Below are 19,210 nucleotides of genomic sequence, written 5' to 3'. Positions count from 1 at the left end.
GGCCTCGGTGACGATACCCTCACCTCCGACGGCGGCGGCGATGTGCTGTACGGCGGCTACGGCGATGATACTTTCATTATCGATACAACTGATTTCTTCCGCCTCGAGGGCGGCGGCGGGGCGGACAGCCTGCGGCTGGACGGCAGCGACCTCGACCTCACGGCAATCAACAACAATAACCTCAGCGGCCTGGAAACGGTCGACCTGGCGACCGACGGCGGCGCCAACGCGCTGACCCTCGACATCATGGACCTGATCGACATGACTGACAGTGACGACCGGCTGGTGGTGATGGGCGATGGTTCCGACAGCCTGACCTTTGCCGCGAGCGCCATCCTGGCCGTGACCGATGTCATCGGCACGGAAAATATCGACGGCCAGGACTATGATGTCTATACCTTCAGCAACGGCGACGGCGACGTGGTCGGCACCCTGCTGGTGGACCAGGATATGTCGGTGACGATCTGACAAGCGAAGGGCTTCCCGAAAACCCGGGAAGCCCTAATTTCATTCAGCTATTTGAGTTCCTGTGCTCAGGCGGCTTCGCCTTCGATCACTTTCGGTTTTTTAGCACCGGAATTGATCTGGATTTCGCGCGGCTTCAGGTGCTCCGGCACTTCGCGCTGCAGGTTAACCACCAGCAGGCCGTTTTCAAATTTGGCGTCTAGGACCCGGATGGTCTCGGCCAGTTTGAAACGACGTTCAAAGGCCCGCTTGGCAATGCCGCGGTAAAGATATCTTTCGCTGTCTACAGCTTCGTCTTCGGCCCCCTTGCCGGCGATGACCAGCACACCATCCTGCACGGTAATGCTGAGGTCGTCTTCGCCAAACCCGGCCAGGGCAACAGTAATCCGATAGTCGTCATCGCTGACTTTTTCGATGTCATAGGGCGGATAGGCCGCCTCTTTGATATTGGTGGCCTGGTCGAACATGCGGTTGATATTGTCGAATCCGATGGTCGAACGGAGCAGGGGAGAGAGATCAAGAGCACGCATCATTATATCCTTTCATAAGCGATATTTTTAAGCAGTTCCCGCCGGTTGGCCGGGAACAATATTGTCATCGGGTCCTGTATCGGCACCCGATAAACTGGATTTAGGGTTCAATTCGGCGATTTCAAGATGCTAAAAAGAGTGAAAAATAGTAACGGGAAATTAAGACCCGGCAGCCTAAGCTGGAGAGAAGAAAGACGCCGGAGATATATATGATAAACAGATTGGTGACCAGTGATGGTCATCTTGAACCCCGATTTCTGGAAAAATCCTACCGGGAAGCGTTGCAATTGACGGTTTCCGTGGCGGATTATATGGAACAGCAGAAAGGCAAAGAGTTCGATCTCCAGCCGCGCCTGAGGGTGGTCTATGCCAGCGAAAGCCTGCGTATGACCACTTGTCTGATGCAGGCGGTATCCTGGCTTCTGGTCCAGAAAGGCGTGGCCGCAGGAGAGCTGACGGCAGAAGAAGCCCTGGAGGACAAATACAAACTGAACAACAGGGATACCTGCCTGGCCAGCGACGAAGCGATTCTGGAAAACCTGCCTGACGAGTTCCGCGCCTATCTGGAGCGCACCCAGGACCTGTACCGGCGGGTGGAACGCATGGAAATAATGCTCAGCGGGGGTGATGCGAACGAAAATCCGGTTCACAGTCTGCTGGACAAGATCCGCAATCCTGACTGACAGGTTTCAGGTGCACTGAAACAGCATAAAAGAAAAAGGCGCCGAAACCGGCGCCTTTGATTTTTTACAGCAAACTCTGCAGTTATTTTTTGAGTTTGAAGTTTGCGAAACGTTTGTTGAAGGCAGCCACACGGCCTTTTTCAGATACCTTCTGAGTGCCGCCAACCCATGCCGGATGGGATTTCGGGTCAACTTCAAGAGTGAGGGTGTCGCCCTCGCTGCCCCATGTGGAGCGTGTTTCATATGTCGTGCCGTCAGTCATTACCACTGTGATGGTATGATAGTCGGGATGAATGTCGTTTTTCATCGCTCTAATCTCTCCGCGAAAATAATTTGCGCCTGTATAAACAAGTCGGCGGCCCAAGGCAAGTCCGAATAAACCGGAATTTATAAAAAAATGGCGGAATTGCTGAAATATTCTGTATACCGGGCGTTGTAACTGGCGGTTGGCCCTGCTATATCCATATCCATAAGATCATTACAGGGTATTTGTGCGATATGGCGAGAGGAAACCCGGCCCCCGGTGCGGCCAGTGACGAGTTTGAACCTGAAAAGAAGAATGTCAAGGAACTCAGACTGTTATGGTCTTTCCTGTCCCCCTACCGGAAAAGCATTTTCGTGGCGCTGGCGGCCCTGATTGTAACGGCCAGTTCAACACTTGCCATTCCCAAGGCCGCCGGCCGCATCGTCGATGTTGGTTTTTCCGACGGCAATCTTGACATCATCAATGTTTATTTCCTTGGCCTGCTCGGGATTGTTTTTATCCTCGCTGTGGCAACCTTTATCCGCTACTACGCCGTCACCTGGCTGGGCGAGCGAGTCGTTGCCGATATCCGCAAGGCCGTGTACAACCGGGTCATCACCCTGAGTCCCACCTTTTTCGAGCAAAACCGATCCGGGGACATTATTTCGCGCCTGACCACCGACACCACGGTGATTCAGACCGTCGTCGGCAGTTCCGCCTCTGTTGCCCTCCGTCATATCCTGACCTTCTTGGGAGGGCTGATCATTATGGCCATGACCAGTCCCAAGCTGTTGTCGGTTGTCCTGGTTGCGGTGCCGGTGGTGGTGTTCCCGATTATTTTCCTGGGGCGCAAAGTCAAGAAACTGTCCAAACAGTCCCAGGACCGGATCGCCGATGCCAGCGCCACTGCCAACGAAACCGTAGGCGCGGTGCAGACGGTGCAGTCTTACACCCGGGAACACTACGAGCAGTCCAGATTTGCCGATTTTGTGGAAAATGCCTTTGGGGTGGCAATCAAACGGACCCGGGTGCGCGCCTGGCTGACCGCCTTGGTGATTCTGATGGTGTTCGGCGCCGTCGACCTGGTACTGTGGGTCGGGGCGTCGGATGTGGCCAGCGGCCGCATGAGCGGTGGCGACCTGACCGCCTTCCTGATTTATGCCGTACTTGTGGCCGGTGCGGTCGGGGCCCTGTCGGAAGTTTATGGCGAACTGCAGCGGGCAGCCGGGGCGGCCAGCCGCTGCCTGGAAATTATTGCCACCGAACCCGATATCCGTGCCCCGGAAGCTCCGGTTCCCCTGCCAAATCCCGTGCAGGGCAATATTGACTTCCGTCATGTCGTTTTTGCCTATCCTTCCCAGCCCGATATTAAAACGCTGGATAACTTCTCCCTGTCTGTATCCAAAGGGGAAACCGTGGCGGTTGTCGGCCCCTCCGGCGCCGGTAAATCCACCGTGTTTCAGCTGTTGCAGCGGTTCTATGATCCGCTGTCCGGCGAAATCCTGATCGACGGCGTGCCGCTGAACAAGGCGGATCCGGAGGATGTGCGGCGGCAGATGTCGGTGGTGCACCAGGAAAGCGTGATCTTTGCCGCCAGTATCGAGGAAAATATTCGCTACGGCCGCATCGACGCCACCGAAGAAATGGTCCGCGAAGCCGCCAGAGCAGCCCAGGCGGATGAATTCATTTCACGCCTGCCGGACGGGATGGAGACCTGGCTCGGCGAGCGCGGCACCCGCCTGTCCGGCGGTCAGAAGCAGCGTATCGCCATCGCCCGGGCCATCCTTCGGGATGCGCCGGTCCTGCTTCTGGATGAAGCCACCTCTGCGCTGGATGCGGAAAGCGAGAAACTGGTCCAGGCGGCGCTTGACCGCCTGATGGAAGGACGGACCACCCTGGTGATCGCCCACCGTCTGGCGACCGTGCTGCAGGCAGACCGGATTGTAGTCATGGACAAGGGGCATATTGTGGATATCGGCACCCATCAGGAACTGCAGCAGAAAGACGGTCTGTATGCCCGCCTTGCCGAACTTCAGTTTGCCGACATGCGCGAAACCGCGTGAAGGGCCTCGCGTTCACAGCCTGTAAAGTGCCCGTCAAACTGTAAATTTCCCCAAATTACTGCCGCGTCAGCCGGGTTTCCCGATCAGGGTCTGTATTCGTGCAGATTCCAGATTGGGTGCGGGTTGCTTAGTTGCGAATTTGTCAACATTAGGATATAGTTGAAAGTGGTAATGTAAGGGGTTGTAGTGGTTGTGTTTTACTGTCCTGAATTTAGCAGACTGTGGGAATATTGGCTGAGCATATGTGGCGACGCCATGATTCCAGATCGCGAAAACTTTAATCCCGCAAATCTGACTTCTCTTCTTAGTGACATCGGGATTCTGGACTGGGACGGGGAAAAATATTATCTACGACTACTCGGCACATCTGCAATAGACGAACTGGGGATCGACTTTTCCGGTCCGAAGAGTACCCAGATGAGCGCAGCTCCCGTCAGGGATTTTGTGATGTCCAACTTCAAAACAATCTTCAATTTTTCCTGCGGATTGCAGGCAGTGGTCGTGGAGAGGGGGCGGGCCGGACTGGTTGTAGAAGCTGCAATATTGTTTTTGCCAATGGCGACCGGGGAGGGCAAGCTGAATCAGGCACTGACATGTCGCCGCCATCTCACCACACTGGGGTATGACGGTAAATATCCAGACCTTATCCAGCTGGGCATCAATCGCATGAACTTCATTGACCTTGGGTCCGGCGTGCCAGATATAGACTTGGAGGCGGAAGTGAAAAAAACGCTCTATATTGCACCGGGATGGGAAAGTTCCAGCCTTTGACTATTGCTGGGTCAGGCGCATCTCAATCCGGCGGTTCTGCTCATAGGCTTCCTCGTTATCCGCGTCATTGATCGGGTGATATTGCCCGAAGCCGGTTGCCGCCAGCCGTTCAGCCGGGATGCCCTGGCTGATCAGGAATTTCACCACACTGAGCGCCCGCGCTGTCGACAGGTCCCAGTTGGACGGGAAACGGCTGGTGCGGATCGGCAGCTTGTCGGTATGGCCGTCCACGCGCAGAATCCAGTCGATTTCCGGCGGAATAGTGGCTGAGATTTCCTTCAGGGTCTGGGCCAGTTTGGCCATTTCCCGCTGGCCGTCTTCACCCAGGGTATCGGAGCCGGAGGCAAACAGGACCGATGAGGGGAAGATGAAACGGTCGCCGTGAACGCGGATGTCGGAGCGTTTCGCCAGGACCTGCTTGAGGCGACCGAAAAATTCGGAACGATACTGGCTCAGCTCCTGAACCTTGGAGGCGAGCGCCGCATTGAGCCGTGAGCTCAGGTTCTTGATGGTGGCCTGTTGCTCCCGGTCTTTGGCTTCAGAGGCCTCCAGGGCCGTCTGCAGGGCGGACAGCTGCTGACGAAGGGCGGCGAGCTGACGGTTCAGCACTTCCACTTCACGACGGGCGGCCTGGCTCAGTTCTTTTTCTTTGGCCAGCGCGTTATTGCTGTCGCGGTATCGTTTCTCCAGGTCCTGGATGGTTTGCAGCTGCTCTGCGCTGGACTGGCTGGCCCGCTGGCCCATGTTGGTGGCGTCGGCCAGGTCCGCCTCCAGTTCCTCTATGCGGGCGGCCATCTGTTCCCGGTCCAGGTTGGAATCCTGCAGGGAGGCGGACAGCTGGGTGATATTGGCTTTCAGGTCGCTGTTGGACTGGCGTTCCAGAGCCAGCAGGTCGGCCAGCTCCTGGACCTGAAGGTTCAGTTTTTCCAGGGCTTCATCCCGGCCGGACAGGGCCTGGCCGAGGAAAAACTGGGCCAGCATGAAGACCGACAGCAGGAAAATGATGACCAGCAGCAGGGTGCTGAGGGCGTCAACAAAGCCGGGCCAGGTATTCTCATTACCACCGCCCGGACGCCTTTGTGTCCTGAGCAGGGCCATCAGTCGTCATCCCTTTTTGCCGTCAGCGGTTTCGGGGTGAGGACGGGTTTTTTCTTGGCCTTGGGGTTGGGCGCCGGCATGTCATAGTCCAGGGACTCAGCCGGTGCCGCGGGAGCTGCCGGAGCCGCAGGAGCTTCAGGTTCTGCCGGTGTCGGCGGTTCTACCGGCTCAGGCGCTGCCGTTTTCGGCGCTGTCCGCGGCGCCGGGCGTTCCGGTGCGGCGGGCAGTTCGCGGCCGTCCATGATGGCGCCCAGGGTCCGGGCCAGCAGCTTGAACTCGGCCCGAAGGTCATCGGTCAACTGGTTCTGGCCCTTGACCGTTTCCTCCAGCAGATGCTTCATCTGCACATCAATGTTGCGCAGGTGGGTGGTGTCGGTTTTTTCGCGTTCACCGCCCTGCTGCAGGGCGATGACTTCCACCAGCTTTTTCAACACACTGTTCACTTCGCTGTTGCTGTCGGACATGCCGGCAATCTGTTCGGACAGGCTGATCAGGGCGGTGTTGACCTCCATGCGTTTTTCTTCACTGCGACTGATCACCTTGTGCAGGTTATCCAGGCTGTCGGCGGTCTGTTCCAGCAGGGCGCTGACATAGGCCGGGACGGAGCCGTCGCCGGTGTCCGTGGCGATGCCGCCGCCGCGGGACAGTTTGGTGATGCCGGACAGCCAGTCTTCCAGGCTGTTAAAGAAGCTGCGCTGGGCCTGGCCGGTCTGCAGGTCGATAAAGCCGAGGATCACGGAGCCGGCAAGGCCGAACAAAGAGGAACTGAAGGCCGTGCCCATGCCGCCGAGCGGGGCGGCCAGGCCCTGTTTCAGGTCTTCAAACAACAGGGTGATGTCGCCGGAGCCGACGGACAGGCTGTCTATGGTATCCTTGACCGAGCCGATGGTGCCGAGCAGGCCCCAGAAAGTGCCGAGCAGGCCGAGGAAGATCAGCAGGCCGATGAGATAGCGGCTGGTCTCCCGGCTTTCATCCATCCGGCCGGCGATGCCGTCGAGGATGGTGCGCAGGGACAGGGCGGACAGCGACTTTCTCCTCTGCTGTTCCTCCATCATGGAGGCCATCGGCGCCAGCATGGCCGGCGGTTCCGGCAGCATGTCCGGATCTTCCTCTTTCTGGAATGCCTGGATCCAGTTGACTGCGGCAGAGATTTTCCGCACCTGGGCGATGGAAAAAAGAATACCGATAATCAGAACGGTGACAATCACGCCGTTCAGCATGTAATTGGTCAGGAAGGCTTTTTCCATATTGGGGAACAGTACAGCGACAAGCACAATAACGGCTGTCAGGAACAGGATAATGGTATTCAGATACTTTGTGGGGCGGGTCATTTTCAGCCTTGTCCTCGTGTTTGTCGCCTGCAAATTTATGGCAATGTTATCAGGGCGCTAGCCAGAAGTCTAAGTTTTAGTTGGGCGAGATTATGACGTCCGGCAGGTCTTTAGTCCCGGCGGATCGTGATTTTGAGTTCTTCCCCGGAATGGAGTTTGCCGGAGCCGATGGCATGGAGCCGGATCCGCTGGCCGTCTATGCCGGCCTGTTCAAGAAGGGAGCGGACAATCAGGCCCCGGTTAAAGGCGACCCTGACGGATTCATGTTTGGCGCGGTTTTCCGTCATGTCCCGCAAATGTTGCGGTGTGGCGGCGTAACTGTAGATGTGGACGGGAAAACTATATTGTTTGATCTGGTCTGCCCATTGTTTCAGTGTTTCCCTGCTGTTTTCACCAAGCTGAAGCTGGCCTTTATGGAACTTGAACTGCAGGGGCTGAAGGTCTGTGAGAGTGGCGGCATTGAGGAACAGGCGGTCGTCATGGGAAGAGGGAAGATCAGCGGCGAGGGACGTGGTCGCCAGACCAAGCCACAAAGCCGTTGTCATGGACAGTTTGATCATCCCCCGCAGTTTCCTCTGTTGTTCAGTCTTCTGTAGTCCTGACTTTCTTGCGGGCCGTCGCCAGAAGCCGGGTAACCGGCCCGTGAAGGGCGCCGTTGGTCGCAAGAATTTCCTTACCGTCTAACTTGTCCTTTTTACCATTAAACGTGGTCACTGTGCCACTTGCTTCTGACACCATCAGGATTCCGGCGGCAACATCCCAGTACTGCAGGTTGGTTTCCCAGAAGCCATCGTAGCGTCCGGCGGCCACCCAGGCCAGGTCCAGGGCGGCAGAACCGAAACGGCGGACGCCGGAAACTTCCGGCATAATGGTTTCCAGGGCGGCGATGAACTCCACATGTCCTTCGCGCCCCTTGAACGGAATACCGGTGGCCAGCAGGCTGTCTGCCATGTTCTTGCGGGCGGATACCCGCAGGCGGCGGTTGTTCAGATAGGCGCCGCGGCCTTTTTCCGCCCAGAAAATCTCGTCAGTCAGCGGTTGATAGATCAGGCCGGCGGTCACTTCACCATTCTGTTCCAGGGCGATGGAAATGGCAAAATGCGGGATGCCGTGCAGAAAATTGGTGGTGCCGTCCAGCGGATCTACAATCCAGCGGCTGTTTGGGTCCTTACCCTCGACAGAACCGTTTTCCTCCAGCAGGAAGCCGAAATCGGGACGGGCCTTGGACAGTTCCTGGAAGATGATTTTTTCCGCTTTGGTATCAGCAGCGGACACAAAGTCGGCAGGACCCTTGCGGGAAACCTGCAGATGTTCCACTTCGCCGAAATCCCTGGCCAGCTTGCGGCCGGCCATTTCGGCGGCCTTTTGCATGACATTAATGATGGCTGACTGAAGCGCCATAATAAATTCCTTCGTTAGGGGAGGTTACTTGGCACGTTCCGCGTAGGTGCTGTCCTCGGTGTAAACCACAATGCGGTCGCCCTGGCTGATGAACGGCGGCACCATGACCCGGACCCCATTTTCAAGAATGGCCGGCTTGTTGGAAGAGGCCGCAGTCTGGCCCTTGACGACAGGCTCGGTTTCGGTCACCTCGAGTTCGACGGTCTGGGGAAGCTGCACGCTGAGCGGCTCACCTTCGTAGCTTTCCACCACCACTTCCATACCGTCCTGGAGATAGACTTTCTGGTCGCCGATCAGGTCACCGTTGATTTCCACCTGGTCGTAGGTTTCAGTATCCATGAAAGTATACATGTCGTCTGTTTCAAACAGGAACGTGTGGTCTTTCTGTTCCAGACGCACGCGTTCAACTTTTTCAGAGGACCGGAAGCGTTCGTTCAGTTTACGCCCGTCTTTGAGGTTTTTGAGTTCAACCTGCAGGTAGGCACCGCCCTTGCCGGGCTGTGTGTGCTGGATCTTGACTGCGACCCAGAGGCCGTCCTGATGCTCAATGACATTACCCGGACGAATGGCGTTTCCATCTATCTTCATGATGCTGACCTTTTTAAAGAACAATCTGTTTCGCGCGCAAATTAACAGGTCGGTTCCCCTCATGCAACGCAAATTGATGGGGAAAGGGCAGAAAACCGCAGGCCGGGGAAAGCTTCAGTATCCAAGCGCCGGGTTCACCAGATGATGCAGCGGGGCGCCGTCCCGGAGGGCCCGGTAATTTTCCAGGATATAGTCCGCCATATCGCTGTCGGGGCTGACACTGGCGATGTGCGGCGTGACCAGAACCCGGGGATGCCGCCACAGCGGGCTGTCCTGGGGCAGGGGTTCCTGCTCAAAAACATCCAGGCAGGCGCCGGACAGGCGGCCCTGGTACAGGGCATCCAGCAGATCGTCCACGACCAGATGTCCGCCCCGGGCCGCATTAATCAGATAGGTGCCCTCTTTCACGCAGTTAAACAGGTCCCGGTTCAGAATACCGCGTGTTTCCGGGGTAAGTGGGAGCAGGCAAACCACATAGTCGGCATTCCCCAAGGCGTCGCCCAGTTCTTCCGACCCGGCATAACAGATGCATTGGTCGAGGGACTTGCGGCTGCGGCTCCAGCCGCTGACCTCGCAGCCCACGGTTGCCAGCATACTTGCTGTGCAGCGGCCGAGTTCGCCAAGGCCCAGGATCGTTACCCGGCTCCCCGGCCGCGGGGCGTGGGGGGTCCAGCTTCCCGCGGCCTGATATTCCCGGTAATCAATCAGCCTCAGGCGCTGGGCCAAAATGACGCCGGTTACATATTCCGCCATCTGGCGCGACAGCTTGTCGGCGACAAAGCGGCTGATGGCGACATTTTCAGGCAGCCCCGGATCGGAAAAAATATGGTCGACCCCCGCGCCATAGGAGGCGATCAGTTTGAGATTGGGAAAGCATGCGAGGACGCCGTGAGGATGGTTCCAGCTGACAATAATTTCGATATCTTCTTCCGGGCCGGTCTCGGGCCAGATGAAGATTTTTTCTTCCGGAATTTGGTCGAGCAGGAGATCGCGGATCTTCCGGGCCTTCTTTTCGGCAAGGATAATCAATATAGCCATGGGGTAGGGGCTCTCAGTCTTTGTATTCCGGGTCGAAGATATCCTTGGGATCGGCAAAGGCTTTGAACTCCAGGTAATTGCCGCTCGGATCCTGCAGGAACATGGTGGCCTGCTCCCCGGTTTGCCCCTCGAACCGGATATAGGGTTCAACGATAAATGTCGTGCCATGTGCTTTCAGTCTGTCGGCCAGGTCATCCCAGTCCGGTCGCTCAAGGATGACGCCGAAATGGCGGGCCGGAATATTCTTGCCGTCCACGGGGTTGGTGGGGGACTTGTCCATTTCGTCCACCAGGTGAGCGGTGATCTGGTGCCCATACAGGTTGAAATCAATCCAGCGCGGCGCTTCGCGGCCTGTCCCCGCCCCCAACAGGGAGACATAAAATTTCCGGGCTTCTTCCAGGTCCGTGACGGGAAAAGCAAGATGGAAGGGAGGGATTGTCATTTTCAATGCTCTCCAGCAAGTGGTCGTGTCAGGCTATCATATAATCATCAGGAAGGGGGGACAGCAAGGGGGATTGGCCGGGGTGAGAGAAGTATTCGCTGGTCGTCCTTTTTTCTGCGGTCAGGAAATCTGGCGAACTTCTTCGGAAAGGACGCAGCTTTCCGGCAGGGAAATAGTGACGGTTGTGCCGCGGTGCAGGACGCTTTCCAGGGTCAGGGTGCCGTCGTGGGCTTCGACCAGCTTGCGGCTGAGCGCCAGGCCCAGGCCGACCCCATCCCGTCTGCGGTTGTAGGAGCTTTCCACCTGGGTGAACGGATCAAAGACCCGTTTGATATCCTCGGGGGCAATGCCGATCCCGTGGTCCTTGACCTGAATGAGCAGTTTGCCGTTGCGGAATGCGGAAGACAGTTCGATTTCGTCGCCATCATGGGAAAACTTGATGGCATTGCTCAGCAGGTTGAGGATCACCTGGCGGATCCGCAGTATATCAATATCCAGCAACATAGCGGGATCATGGATGTCTGTGGCGATCGAAGTTGTTGTTTCCGCATGCCGGGTGTTGAGCATGCTGAGGACATTGTCGATCAGTTCGCCAAGGGTAATCTCGTCCCTGGACAGGGCAAATTTTCCGGATTCAATCTTGGCCACATCAAGGATTTCACTGATGAGCTCCATCAGGTGCCGGCCGCTGGTGTGGATGTCCTGCAGGTAGGATTTATACTGATCATTACCAAGCGGTCCGAGAAGTTCCTGTTCCATGACTTCCGTGAAGCCGAGAATGGCGTTCAGCGGGGTGCGCAGTTCATGGCTCATGTTGGCCAGGAATTCTGTTTTGGCCAGGTTGGCGCTGATGGCGTCCTCGGTGGCGTTGCGCAGAATGGTTTCTTCCTGCTTGCGCAGGGTGATATCCGACAGGCCGAGGAGCAGGAAGCGCATCTCGTTGATGCGCACGGGAATCATGCAGATCTCTACGATCCTGGTGCCTTCTTCCTGGTGTTCCACTTTTGCCGTATCCATGGTGTAGGTCGCCGATTTCGCGGCTTTGCGCATCATGGCCAGGAATTTTTCCGGCTGCCCGAAACGATCCAGGAACGTCTCCTTGCCGCGGCTGCGCGGGGACAGGGAGAAAAGTTCATAAAAGGCCGTATTGGCGGTAATCAGCTCGGGTGAGCCGGTTTTGATCATGGCCAGCGGATACATGGTGGCGGTAAACAGCGAACGGAACAGTTCTTCATTCTGGCGGCTCGCTTCCTCGGCTTTCTTGCGGTGGATCAGTTCCTGTTCCAGCTTGCGGTTCAGGTCCTTTTCCCGCTGCAGGCTCAGATAGGTATTCCGGGTCAGAATGCTGGTGTGGTGCATTTGCCAGAAACCAAAGATATTGGCTGAGAACAGCATGGCGCTCTGCATGAAGAAATTGGCCGCATCCGGTGAAAATCGCAGCAGGTTGACCGTCTGGATCCCGATGGCGAGGCTGCAGCCGTAGACAATGCGCTGCAGGTTCGACATGGGATAGGTGGTATAGGCGATTGTGGTCAACACAAAGGCCCCCGCAAAATTCACCCAGTTGTCGCTGATGAAGATGCCGATCGAGAGCAGGAAAATGCCGGTCAGGTTCATCAGGGAGAGGAATGTGGCGCGGAAAAAATAGTCCGGGCGCTCTTTTTTCATAAAGAACACCATGGTGAGATAGAGCGGCAGGATGCTCAGAATCCGGGCTGAGATATTGAAATAGGTCTGGGGGTCATATTCCGCCTTGGCAAGGCTGAAAAATATGGCGGTGAAGAAAATTATGGTAAAAGTATACGTAAAGTAGTGGTAATTTTTCACCAAACTTTGCCATTGGCTCGTGATGAATTCCTTCTCCATTTCCCTGGAAGTAAATTCACCTAACCAATTGATATACTTTAATTTGTCTTCATTTTCTTTATGCATAAAATACCCGGGGTTGCATAAATATACCATAATGTATCGCCGGTAGAATACGGGAATTGGTCTTAAATATGTATTAAAAAAAGATAATATTAGGATCGCTATTGGTGTAATTGCGATAAAATAAAATAGCTCGCCGTCGGGCAGGCGGCGAGCTAGTTTTTACCGGAGATTATAGTTGTTATTATTCTAGTGCAGTTCCTGTCGTATCTGTTGTCTCAGCATATCGATGGGAACCAGCTGTTCTTTGACCTGCAGGTGCCAGTATGTCCAGCCGTTGCAGGAGGGAGCGCCTTGCAGGGCGGCGCCGACCTGATGGATTGATCCTTTTGAACTGTCGCTGATCAGGGTACCGTCCGCACGCACCTTGGCAATATGCTGTTTGCCATTGGAGCTTTTCGGGCTGTAAAGCAGGGTGCCGGGGGCGATCATGCCGCGCTCGACCAGGGTACCGAAGGGGACCCGCGGCTGGGCCCGTTTGGCCGGTGTGATTTCCAGGGCTTCTGCTTCGAGCTCGTCAATCGCAGTGATGCGGTCGGTCGCCAGGCGAATATATTTTTCCTCTTTTTCCAGGCCGATGAAGTGACGGCCCATTTTCTTGGCCACGGCACCGGTGGTGCCGGAACCGAAGAAGGGATCAAGCACCACGTCTCCCTTGTTGGTAGAGGCCAGCAGCACCCGGTAGAGCAGGGCTTCCGGTTTCTGGGTGGAATGTCCCTTGTGGCCGTTGACCTTGAGGCGCTCCTTGCCGGAACAGATGGGCAGGGTCCAGTCGGACCGCATCTGCACATCTTCATTCAGGGCCTTCATGGCGTCGTAGTTGAAGGTGTATTTGTTGTAATTTTCGCCCTTGTTGCACCACAGAAGGGTTTCATGGGCGTTGGTGAAGCGTGTGCCGCGGAAATTGGGCATCGGATTGGTTTTGCGCCAGACAATATCATTGAGAACCCAGTACCCCAGGTCCTGCAGGGTGGCCCCCACGCGATAGATATTGTGATAGCTGCCAATGACCCAGATGGTGCCGTTGTCTTTCAGGACCCGGCGGGCGGCTGTCAGCCAGGCTTTGGAAAAATCGTCATAGCTGGAAAAATTGTCAAATTTATCCCAGTCGTCATTGACCGCATCCACATGGCTGTTGTCCGGGCGATGCAATTCGCCTTTCAGCTGCATATTGTAGGGCGGGTCGGCAAAAATCACGTCGACGGACTTTTCCGGCAGCCGGTTCATCAGTTCAATGCAGTTCCCCTGCAGGATTTGATCCAGAGGAAGTTCGGTGTAGGCATCCTCTGCTCCGCCGGTCTTGCTCGGGCGGATGGTTCGGGACGTATTTTTTATGTTCGTTTTCTTGCTCATGACCAGCAGTCTGAGTCAAAAGGCGAATCGCGTCAAGTATTTTTTTTGAGTTGAATCAGTAAGTTATATCAGACTCTTGAGTCATTAGGTCACGAATTGGCGCGAAGGATTTGCGATGAAAAGGACTCGCGCCTACAAGCTCTAGTGCGTCCATATGTTGCCGGGTACCATATCCTGCGTTCCGCTCCCAACCGTATTCCGGGTAATTTTCGGCGAGTTTTTTCATGAAAAAATCTCGTTTTACTTTTGCGATTATGGAGGCCGCAGCGATGGAAAATGACCTGGCATCGCCTTTTATGACACACGACGCGGGGCAAATCAGGTCCGGCATCTGGTTGCCGTCGACCAGGGCGTGATCGGGTTTTCGGGGCAGATTTAGCACCGCCCGCTGCATGGCCAGCAGGCTGGCGCGCAGGATATTCAGCTCGTCAATTTCCTCGACGCTGGCTTCCCCGAAGGCAAAACAACAACTTGCGGTGATTTCCTCATAGAGCCGTTCACGTTTGCGCGCGCTCAGCTTTTTTGAATCATTGAGGCCGTCGGGAATATTGTCCGGATCCAGGATCACGGCGGCCGCCACCACCGGGCCGGCCAGCGGGCCGCGGCCGACTTCATCGACGCCGCAGACAATGCCGCCCGCCTGCAGTTCAAGGCTGAAGTCCGGACCGGTCGGTTCGGGTTTGAATAGGTCTTTCTGGCGATTGCCGGACATAGCTGGTCATCCCCTTTGGCTTGAACAAGCCTTAGAGGATGACTGTCATTGATGTCAAGTTATTGCCGTCAGAACCTGAACCGGTAGGTCAGGCTGGCGGAGTGGCCCGTATACCCTTCTTTTTTCTCCAGGTCATACTGCAGCGACAGGGTCGTGAAGCTGGTGGTATAGGAGAACCCGCCGCCCGCCAGGTAACTGTCGGCGGCAAGCCGGTCGCCGGTCAGGGTGAAACTGTCGCCATAATCGGTGAACGAGGCCTCAAAACTGAGCGGATCGGTTTTGAATTCATGCTGCCAGGCACCGTGCAGGTCGATCACCAGTTTGCCGTATACTTCATCCAGGTAGCTGAATTCTTTGGTCCACAACAGGGACCCTTTCAGGGCGCCGGTGAGTGAGGAGCTGTCGTGTTCGCTCACTGTCAGGTTGACGGCGTTGCCGCCTTCGGTTTCCGTATAGCCGTTTTCATGCAGGGTCAGATAGTTGAGTGAAGCCTCGGGACGGAGGGAGAAGTCTCCGAGAGTTAAGAGATAGCCGGCCCCGAGATTGGCGCCGAGCTGGTAGCCGTCCCACTCGGCGCCGGCACTTCTTTCCACATCATCGATCTCTACTGTTCTCTCACTGTCAAAGGTGACATATCCCCCGGAGATATTGCCCTGCAGATAGAAATCATCAAACAGCCAGGAGGTATAGAGCGTGCCCAGGCTGGTTCTGGAAATCAGCGGTTCGCTGCCCCCCTCAACAATATCGAATTCAGACCAGTGGCGCGAAAGGCCAATGCCGATGACACCTTTTTCGGTGGCCGCCATGTCGAACCCGGCGGCAATGCCAAAGGAGTAGCCGTCAAATCCCTTGTAGGCGGGAGCAGACTTTTGGTCATAGATCGTACCGCTTTCCTGCAGCCAGACGCCTTTCGGGGATTTGAGGTTGGTTGGCTTGCTCTGAAGGTCACGCAGGTTGTTCAGGTGGCCGGAGATCGCCCCCTGGACCAGACTACCGGACATGATCGCCGCCTGCCGGGTGGCCAGGCTCAGGGAATTCGGCATCAGCTGCCGGTAGGCATTCACGAATTCCTCTTCGGTGGTCAGGTTGCCCAGGGCATTGGCCAACTCGTCATCATCAAGCAGGGCGGCGACCGAGCCCTCATACAGGGCGCCGGTATTGTTGTCGAGGCCGAGTTCTGTGGCTGATTTGCGGCGCAGGGTCAGGCTCAGGTCAGTGTCCGTGACGCTGGTGGTGACGTCATAGATGAAGGGCTGGATGCCAACCAGCGACAGAATATCATCGTCGGCGATATCCAGGCTGCCGGCGGAGAGGACCGTGAAACTCTCCTCTGTCGCGACAAGGCTTTCCAGCTCGGTGGTCAGGGTGCTGCCGCTTTCAAAGGTTACCGTGCCGGCGGCATTGACCATGCCGGTCTTCCCCGAAATCCCGTCAATGGCAATCCTGAGTTCGCCGCTGTTGCTGACGGTAATATCATTGGCATCAAGGGTGGTGCTGGAAGGTACGGTAAGCACGGCATTGTCGGTGATGGAAATGTCGAGCTGGCCGTTGGCGGAATAGATCCCCCGTGTCAGGGTTGCGCCGCCGCTCATGTTCAGGATGGAGGTGCCGCCATACAGATAGAGGGTGCCGTAGATGCTGCCGCCCGTGAGATTGATATTGTTGGTGCCGCTTCCCAGCAGGACGTCACCATGGATATAACCACTGTTGGCAAAGTCGATACCGGTTGTATTGGCGGAAAAGTCGAGGGCGAGGATTTCGCCGGCATTGTCCTCGCCAAGAACCGGATAGACCAGGCCGCTGTTGGTGAATGTGCTGACTGACCCGGAGTAATCGACAATGCCGTAGGCGTTGGTGTCCAGACCGTCGGCCTCCACATAGAGGGTGCCGCTGTTGGTGATATCCGTAACGGTCGCCCCCTCGTCAATGACAATACCGTAAGCGTTGCCGCCATCACCGACCGGTTCGTCATCATCATCTTCCGAGCGCTCTGTATAGACTTCGATCAGGCCGTCATTGGTGATGGTGGAGAGGGAGGCGCCTTCACCGATACTCATGGCGGTTGAAGTGGCATCCACCGCGGTGGAGGTGATTTCGCCCCAGGCGCCATTGTAAAAGCCGTCAGTCAGGGTGGCGCGATAGAGGGTGCCGTCCTGTTCTGCCCCCGCAATGCGGATAGCGACGGTTTCCTGCTCCGCGTTGAGGCCGCTCGCGGTGATCTGGCCATAGTTCATGACCGAATAGGTCCTGTCATAGGCGGTGGCGCCGCCGACGGTGATATCGGTCCAGCTGTCGCTATAGAGTTTTTCCGGGGAAATCAGCAGGGCGTAGCCGCCGCCGTAAGCGGTAAGATAGCTGTTGTCGGTGCTGTAGTCATCCGGGTCATCGTCGTCCTCCAGCGTCACCTGGGTGCCTTCGTCATTATAGAACAGGCGATCATTGACCAGGCCCGCCCCCAGATTGCCGCTGATACGCAGCGAGGCAATGCCGGCAACGGCGGGGACGGCGACATATTCTTCCGCGTCATCGTCATAGACGCTGGTAATGCCGGTCCCGGTGGTCAGGGTGCCCAGGTTATACAGGCCACCCGTGACATTGCCCTCCTGGTAATAGCCGTGGCTGCCGGCCTGCTGGGCGGTCAGGCTGCCGGTTATGGAAATATTCCCGTCAAGGTCCGACAGCAGTTCCACCGCATTGGAATTTTCCCCGTAAACCGTGGCGGAATTGACGGTCAGGTCGCCGACCATGTCCGCACGCAGGGAGATGCCGGCGGAATTTTTGCCGTACACGGTGATGGCCGCGGTATTGTCATGGGTGATGTCGCCGGTGAAGGTGCCGGTGCCCTCCAGCAGGAGGCCGAAATTATTCTCACCATATTCATAGACGTCATCTTCATCTTCATCGGTGCGATAGGAGGACGTAATGGCGCCATTGTTGGCGATGGTACCGGCAATGTCGCCGCCGCTGGTGTCAATATGAAGACCGGTGGCGTCTTCCCAGCCATCCGTGTCGAGGGTGCCTTCGTTCTCCAGGCTGTTGGAGGAATCGACAACGAGCGCCGTCCCGTCATCGACGGAGATGCCGCCGCTTTCGATGGTAATATCGCCCGCTGTCCCGCCGCTTGCCTCGGACGTTCTGACCTGGCTGTCCAGGGTTTCGTCAATGGTCAGGTCGTCCGCCAGCAGAATTTGCGGGGGAAGGATACCGGCGACCAGGCCGGTGGAAAGAATGACCAAGGTGTTGTGTTTAAGTAAAAAGGTCCCGCCTGTTGTGCTCTTTTTTTTCATGCGCTTTTCTTATGATTTAAGGATCCCGGGATAGGCAGGATCATCAAACCCCCTCCACGCACATCTCCTTGATACGCAGCAGAGATGATTTTCATTCGCAAAAAAGAGATAATTCTGGAATTTTTTAGAACAGGCTCATCTGGGTGCCGTCATCCAGCGGCGGCTGGAACAGGTCCAGGGTCAGCTCGTCTTCTGCCGTCCTCTGGTTGAGGCCGAGGCGGAAACAGCATTTCTTAAAGCGCTGGGCGACCAGGTCCGCATAGGGGCCGCTGCCGCGCATGCGCTCACTGTAGCTGGAGGAATAGTCCTTGCCGCCATGCATCTCCTGCAGCAGGTGGATGATCCGCCGGGCCCGGTCCGGCGCTTCTTCCTCCAGCCATTCGCGGAACAGCTTTTTGATTTCCAGCGGCAGGCGCAGCATGATGTAACCGGCGCTCCGCGCCCCGGCGGCACGGGCGGCAGCGAGGATATTTTCCAGTTCATGGTCGGTCAGGGAGGGGATCACCGGCGCCGCCATGACGCCGACGGGAATGCCGGCTTTGGCCAGGTCGCGGATGGCGTCCAGGCGCTTTTGCGGCGTGCTGGCCCGGGGTTCCATATTGCGGGCCAGCCGGTAATCCAGCGTGGTGACGGAAATATAAACCCGCACCAGCCGTTTCCTGGCCAGCCTCTTGAGGATATCGATGTCCCGCGTGACCAGGGCCGATTTGGTGATCAGGCCCACCGGGTGATTGAACCTGTCAAAAACCTTCAGGAGTTGCCGGGTGATTTTCAGCTTTTTCTCGATGGGCTGGTAGATATCCGTGTTGCCGCCCATCACGATCAGGTCGGGTTTATAGTTCTTGTGGCGGAATTCCTGCTCCAGCACCCTGGCGGCATCATATTTGACCATCAGCCGGGTTTCAAAATCGAGCCCGGCGGAAAAGCCGAGATAGGTGTGGCTTGGCCGGGCATAACAATAAATGCAGCCGTGTTCGCAGCCCCGGTAGGGGTTGAGCCCCTGGCGAAACGGAATGTCCGGCGATGTATTGCGGGTGATCACGCTTTTGGACTTGTCCGGCATCAGGAAGGTGCGCACCGGCTCCATCTCCTGCTCCAGACTGCCCCAGCCGTCGTCTATCCTTTCGCGTTTTTGCGCCTCGAACCGGCCGGTCTCCCGGCTGCGCGCGCCGCGGCCGCGCCGGAATTCAGGGGGAATAATATCATTTTCTGTGAAGGGCCGAGTCATGGGGTGAGTATAGCTCAAAAAGAACAAAAGGAGAACATTTAATCGAA

The 19,210-nt window shown here is 56.6% G+C and carries 17 protein-coding genes and 1 pseudogene; 4 read left to right on the top strand and 14 right to left on the bottom strand.

Annotated features, from left to right (window positions below):
* Window positions 1–468, top strand: a pseudogene (locus tag FIV46_RS18110) (hypothetical protein); the annotation flags it as partial.
* 65 nt (window positions 469–533) lie between these two features.
* Here FIV46_RS18110 and FIV46_RS12035 read toward each other — a convergent pair.
* On the bottom strand, window positions 534–995 hold the full coding sequence (locus FIV46_RS12035; protein ID WP_139941173.1) for an Hsp20 family protein: 462 nt from the start codon (window positions 993–995) through the stop codon (window positions 534–536).
* Between the two features lie 209 nt (window positions 996–1,204).
* Between FIV46_RS12035 and FIV46_RS12030 the strand changes: the two genes are divergently transcribed.
* Window positions 1,205–1,678: a DUF1465 family protein gene (locus FIV46_RS12030; RefSeq protein WP_139941172.1), complete on the top strand. Its 474-nt coding sequence runs from the start codon at window positions 1,205–1,207 to the stop codon at window positions 1,676–1,678.
* Between the two features lie 82 nt (window positions 1,679–1,760).
* Here the strand turns inward: FIV46_RS12030 and rpmE are convergent, their stop codons facing one another.
* On the bottom strand, window positions 1,761–1,985 hold the full coding sequence (gene rpmE, locus FIV46_RS12025) for a 50S ribosomal protein L31 (RefSeq protein WP_139941171.1): 225 nt from the start codon (window positions 1,983–1,985) through the stop codon (window positions 1,761–1,763).
* Between the two features lie 191 nt (window positions 1,986–2,176).
* On the opposite strand from rpmE, the gene FIV46_RS12020 reads away from it, so the two are divergent.
* Together FIV46_RS12020 and FIV46_RS12015 are read left to right on the top strand one after the other, a co-directional pair.
* Complete coding sequence (locus FIV46_RS12020; protein WP_139941170.1) at window positions 2,177–3,985, top strand: ABC transporter transmembrane domain-containing protein; 1,809 nt, start codon at window positions 2,177–2,179, stop codon at window positions 3,983–3,985.
* Window positions 3,986–4,171: 186 nt separating this feature from the next.
* Window positions 4,172–4,756, top strand: coding sequence for a PAS domain-containing protein (locus tag FIV46_RS12015; RefSeq protein ID WP_342780430.1), 585 nt, complete (start codon window positions 4,172–4,174; stop codon window positions 4,754–4,756).
* Here FIV46_RS12015 and FIV46_RS12010 read toward each other — a convergent pair whose 3' ends face one another.
* The 12 genes from FIV46_RS12010 to FIV46_RS11955 form a co-directional block, all read right to left on the bottom strand.
* Window positions 4,757–5,854: a peptidoglycan -binding protein gene (locus tag FIV46_RS12010; protein WP_139941168.1), complete on the bottom strand. Its 1,098-nt coding sequence runs from the start codon at window positions 5,852–5,854 to the stop codon at window positions 4,757–4,759. It abuts the gene before it with no gap.
* On the bottom strand, window positions 5,854–7,185 hold the full coding sequence (locus tag FIV46_RS12005) for a flagellar motor protein MotA (RefSeq protein WP_181163221.1): 1,332 nt from the start codon (window positions 7,183–7,185) through the stop codon (window positions 5,854–5,856). Before FIV46_RS12005 ends, FIV46_RS12010 begins: the two co-directional genes overlap by 1 nt.
* A 110-nt stretch (window positions 7,186–7,295) precedes the next feature.
* On the bottom strand, window positions 7,296–7,745 hold the full coding sequence (locus FIV46_RS12000; RefSeq protein ID WP_139941167.1) for an OmpA family protein: 450 nt from the start codon (window positions 7,743–7,745) through the stop codon (window positions 7,296–7,298).
* 22 nt (window positions 7,746–7,767) lie between these two features.
* Window positions 7,768–8,586: an inositol monophosphatase family protein gene (locus tag FIV46_RS11995; RefSeq protein ID WP_139941166.1), complete on the bottom strand. Its 819-nt coding sequence runs from the start codon at window positions 8,584–8,586 to the stop codon at window positions 7,768–7,770.
* A 24-nt stretch (window positions 8,587–8,610) separates the two neighbouring features.
* The gene (gene efp / locus FIV46_RS11990; protein WP_139941186.1) at window positions 8,611–9,177 is read right to left on the bottom strand and encodes an elongation factor P; all 567 of its coding nucleotides are present in this window, start codon (window positions 9,175–9,177) and stop codon (window positions 8,611–8,613) included.
* A 111-nt stretch (window positions 9,178–9,288) separates the two neighbouring features.
* Complete coding sequence (locus FIV46_RS11985) at window positions 9,289–10,212, bottom strand: 2-hydroxyacid dehydrogenase (RefSeq protein ID WP_139941165.1); 924 nt, start codon at window positions 10,210–10,212, stop codon at window positions 9,289–9,291.
* 13 nt (window positions 10,213–10,225) lie between these two features.
* Window positions 10,226–10,654, bottom strand: coding sequence for a VOC family protein (locus tag FIV46_RS11980; protein WP_139941164.1), 429 nt, complete (start codon window positions 10,652–10,654; stop codon window positions 10,226–10,228).
* 120 nt (window positions 10,655–10,774) lie between these two features.
* Window positions 10,775–12,481: a sensor histidine kinase gene (locus tag FIV46_RS11975; protein ID WP_181163220.1), complete on the bottom strand. Its 1,707-nt coding sequence runs from the start codon at window positions 12,479–12,481 to the stop codon at window positions 10,775–10,777.
* A gap of 291 nt (window positions 12,482–12,772) precedes the next feature.
* Window positions 12,773–13,810 (bottom strand): site-specific DNA-methyltransferase, encoded by a 1,038-nt coding sequence (locus tag FIV46_RS11970; protein ID WP_246056941.1) that lies wholly within the window; start codon window positions 13,808–13,810, stop codon window positions 12,773–12,775.
* A gap of 181 nt (window positions 13,811–13,991) precedes the next feature.
* Window positions 13,992–14,648 carry a ribonuclease HII gene (locus tag FIV46_RS11965; protein ID WP_139941161.1) on the bottom strand — a complete coding sequence of 219 codons (657 nt, stop codon included), beginning with the start codon at window positions 14,646–14,648 and terminating at the stop codon, window positions 13,992–13,994.
* 68 nt (window positions 14,649–14,716) lie between these two features.
* Complete coding sequence (locus FIV46_RS11960; RefSeq protein ID WP_139941160.1) at window positions 14,717–17,935, bottom strand: autotransporter outer membrane beta-barrel domain-containing protein; 3,219 nt, start codon at window positions 17,933–17,935, stop codon at window positions 14,717–14,719.
* Window positions 17,936–18,059: 124 nt separating this feature from the next.
* Complete coding sequence (locus FIV46_RS11955; protein WP_139941159.1) at window positions 18,060–19,163, bottom strand: PA0069 family radical SAM protein; 1,104 nt, start codon at window positions 19,161–19,163, stop codon at window positions 18,060–18,062.
* Window positions 19,164–19,210 lie beyond the last annotated feature (47 nt).

Origin of the sequence: Emcibacter nanhaiensis, from assembly GCF_006385175.1 — a bacterium.
Lineage (GTDB): Bacteria > Pseudomonadota > Alphaproteobacteria > Sphingomonadales > Emcibacteraceae > Emcibacter > Emcibacter nanhaiensis.
Note: the sequence above shows the minus strand (reverse complement) of the source record. Positions and strands in the feature narration are given on the sequence as shown.

Coding starts and splice junctions, on each gene's coding strand:
- FIV46_RS12035 (WP_139941173.1), bottom strand. CDS start 995: ATGCGTGCTCTTGATCTCTCTCCCCTGCTCCGTTCGACCATCGGATTC.
- FIV46_RS12030 (WP_139941172.1), top strand. CDS start 1,205: ATGATAAACAGATTGGTGACCAGTGATGGTCATCTTGAACCCCGATTT.
- rpmE (WP_139941171.1), bottom strand. CDS start 1,985: ATGAAAAACGACATTCATCCCGACTATCATACCATCACAGTGGTAATG.
- FIV46_RS12020 (WP_139941170.1), top strand. CDS start 2,177: ATGGCGAGAGGAAACCCGGCCCCCGGTGCGGCCAGTGACGAGTTTGAA.
- FIV46_RS12010 (WP_139941168.1), bottom strand. CDS start 5,854: ATGGCCCTGCTCAGGACACAAAGGCGTCCGGGCGGTGGTAATGAGAAT.
- FIV46_RS12005 (WP_181163221.1), bottom strand. CDS start 7,185: ATGACCCGCCCCACAAAGTATCTGAATACCATTATCCTGTTCCTGACA.
- FIV46_RS12000 (WP_139941167.1), bottom strand. CDS start 7,745: ATGATCAAACTGTCCATGACAACGGCTTTGTGGCTTGGTCTGGCGACC.
- FIV46_RS11995 (WP_139941166.1), bottom strand. CDS start 8,586: ATGGCGCTTCAGTCAGCCATCATTAATGTCATGCAAAAGGCCGCCGAA.
- FIV46_RS11985 (WP_139941165.1), bottom strand. CDS start 10,212: ATGGCTATATTGATTATCCTTGCCGAAAAGAAGGCCCGGAAGATCCGC.
- FIV46_RS11980 (WP_139941164.1), bottom strand. CDS start 10,654: ATGACAATCCCTCCCTTCCATCTTGCTTTTCCCGTCACGGACCTGGAA.
- FIV46_RS11970 (WP_246056941.1), bottom strand. CDS start 13,810: ATGAACCGGCTGCCGGAAAAGTCCGTCGACGTGATTTTTGCCGACCCG.
- FIV46_RS11965 (WP_139941161.1), bottom strand. CDS start 14,648: ATGTCCGGCAATCGCCAGAAAGACCTATTCAAACCCGAACCGACCGGT.
- FIV46_RS11960 (WP_139941160.1), bottom strand. CDS start 17,935: ATGAAAAAAAAGAGCACAACAGGCGGGACCTTTTTACTTAAACACAAC.
- FIV46_RS11955 (WP_139941159.1), bottom strand. CDS start 19,163: ATGACTCGGCCCTTCACAGAAAATGATATTATTCCCCCTGAATTCCGG.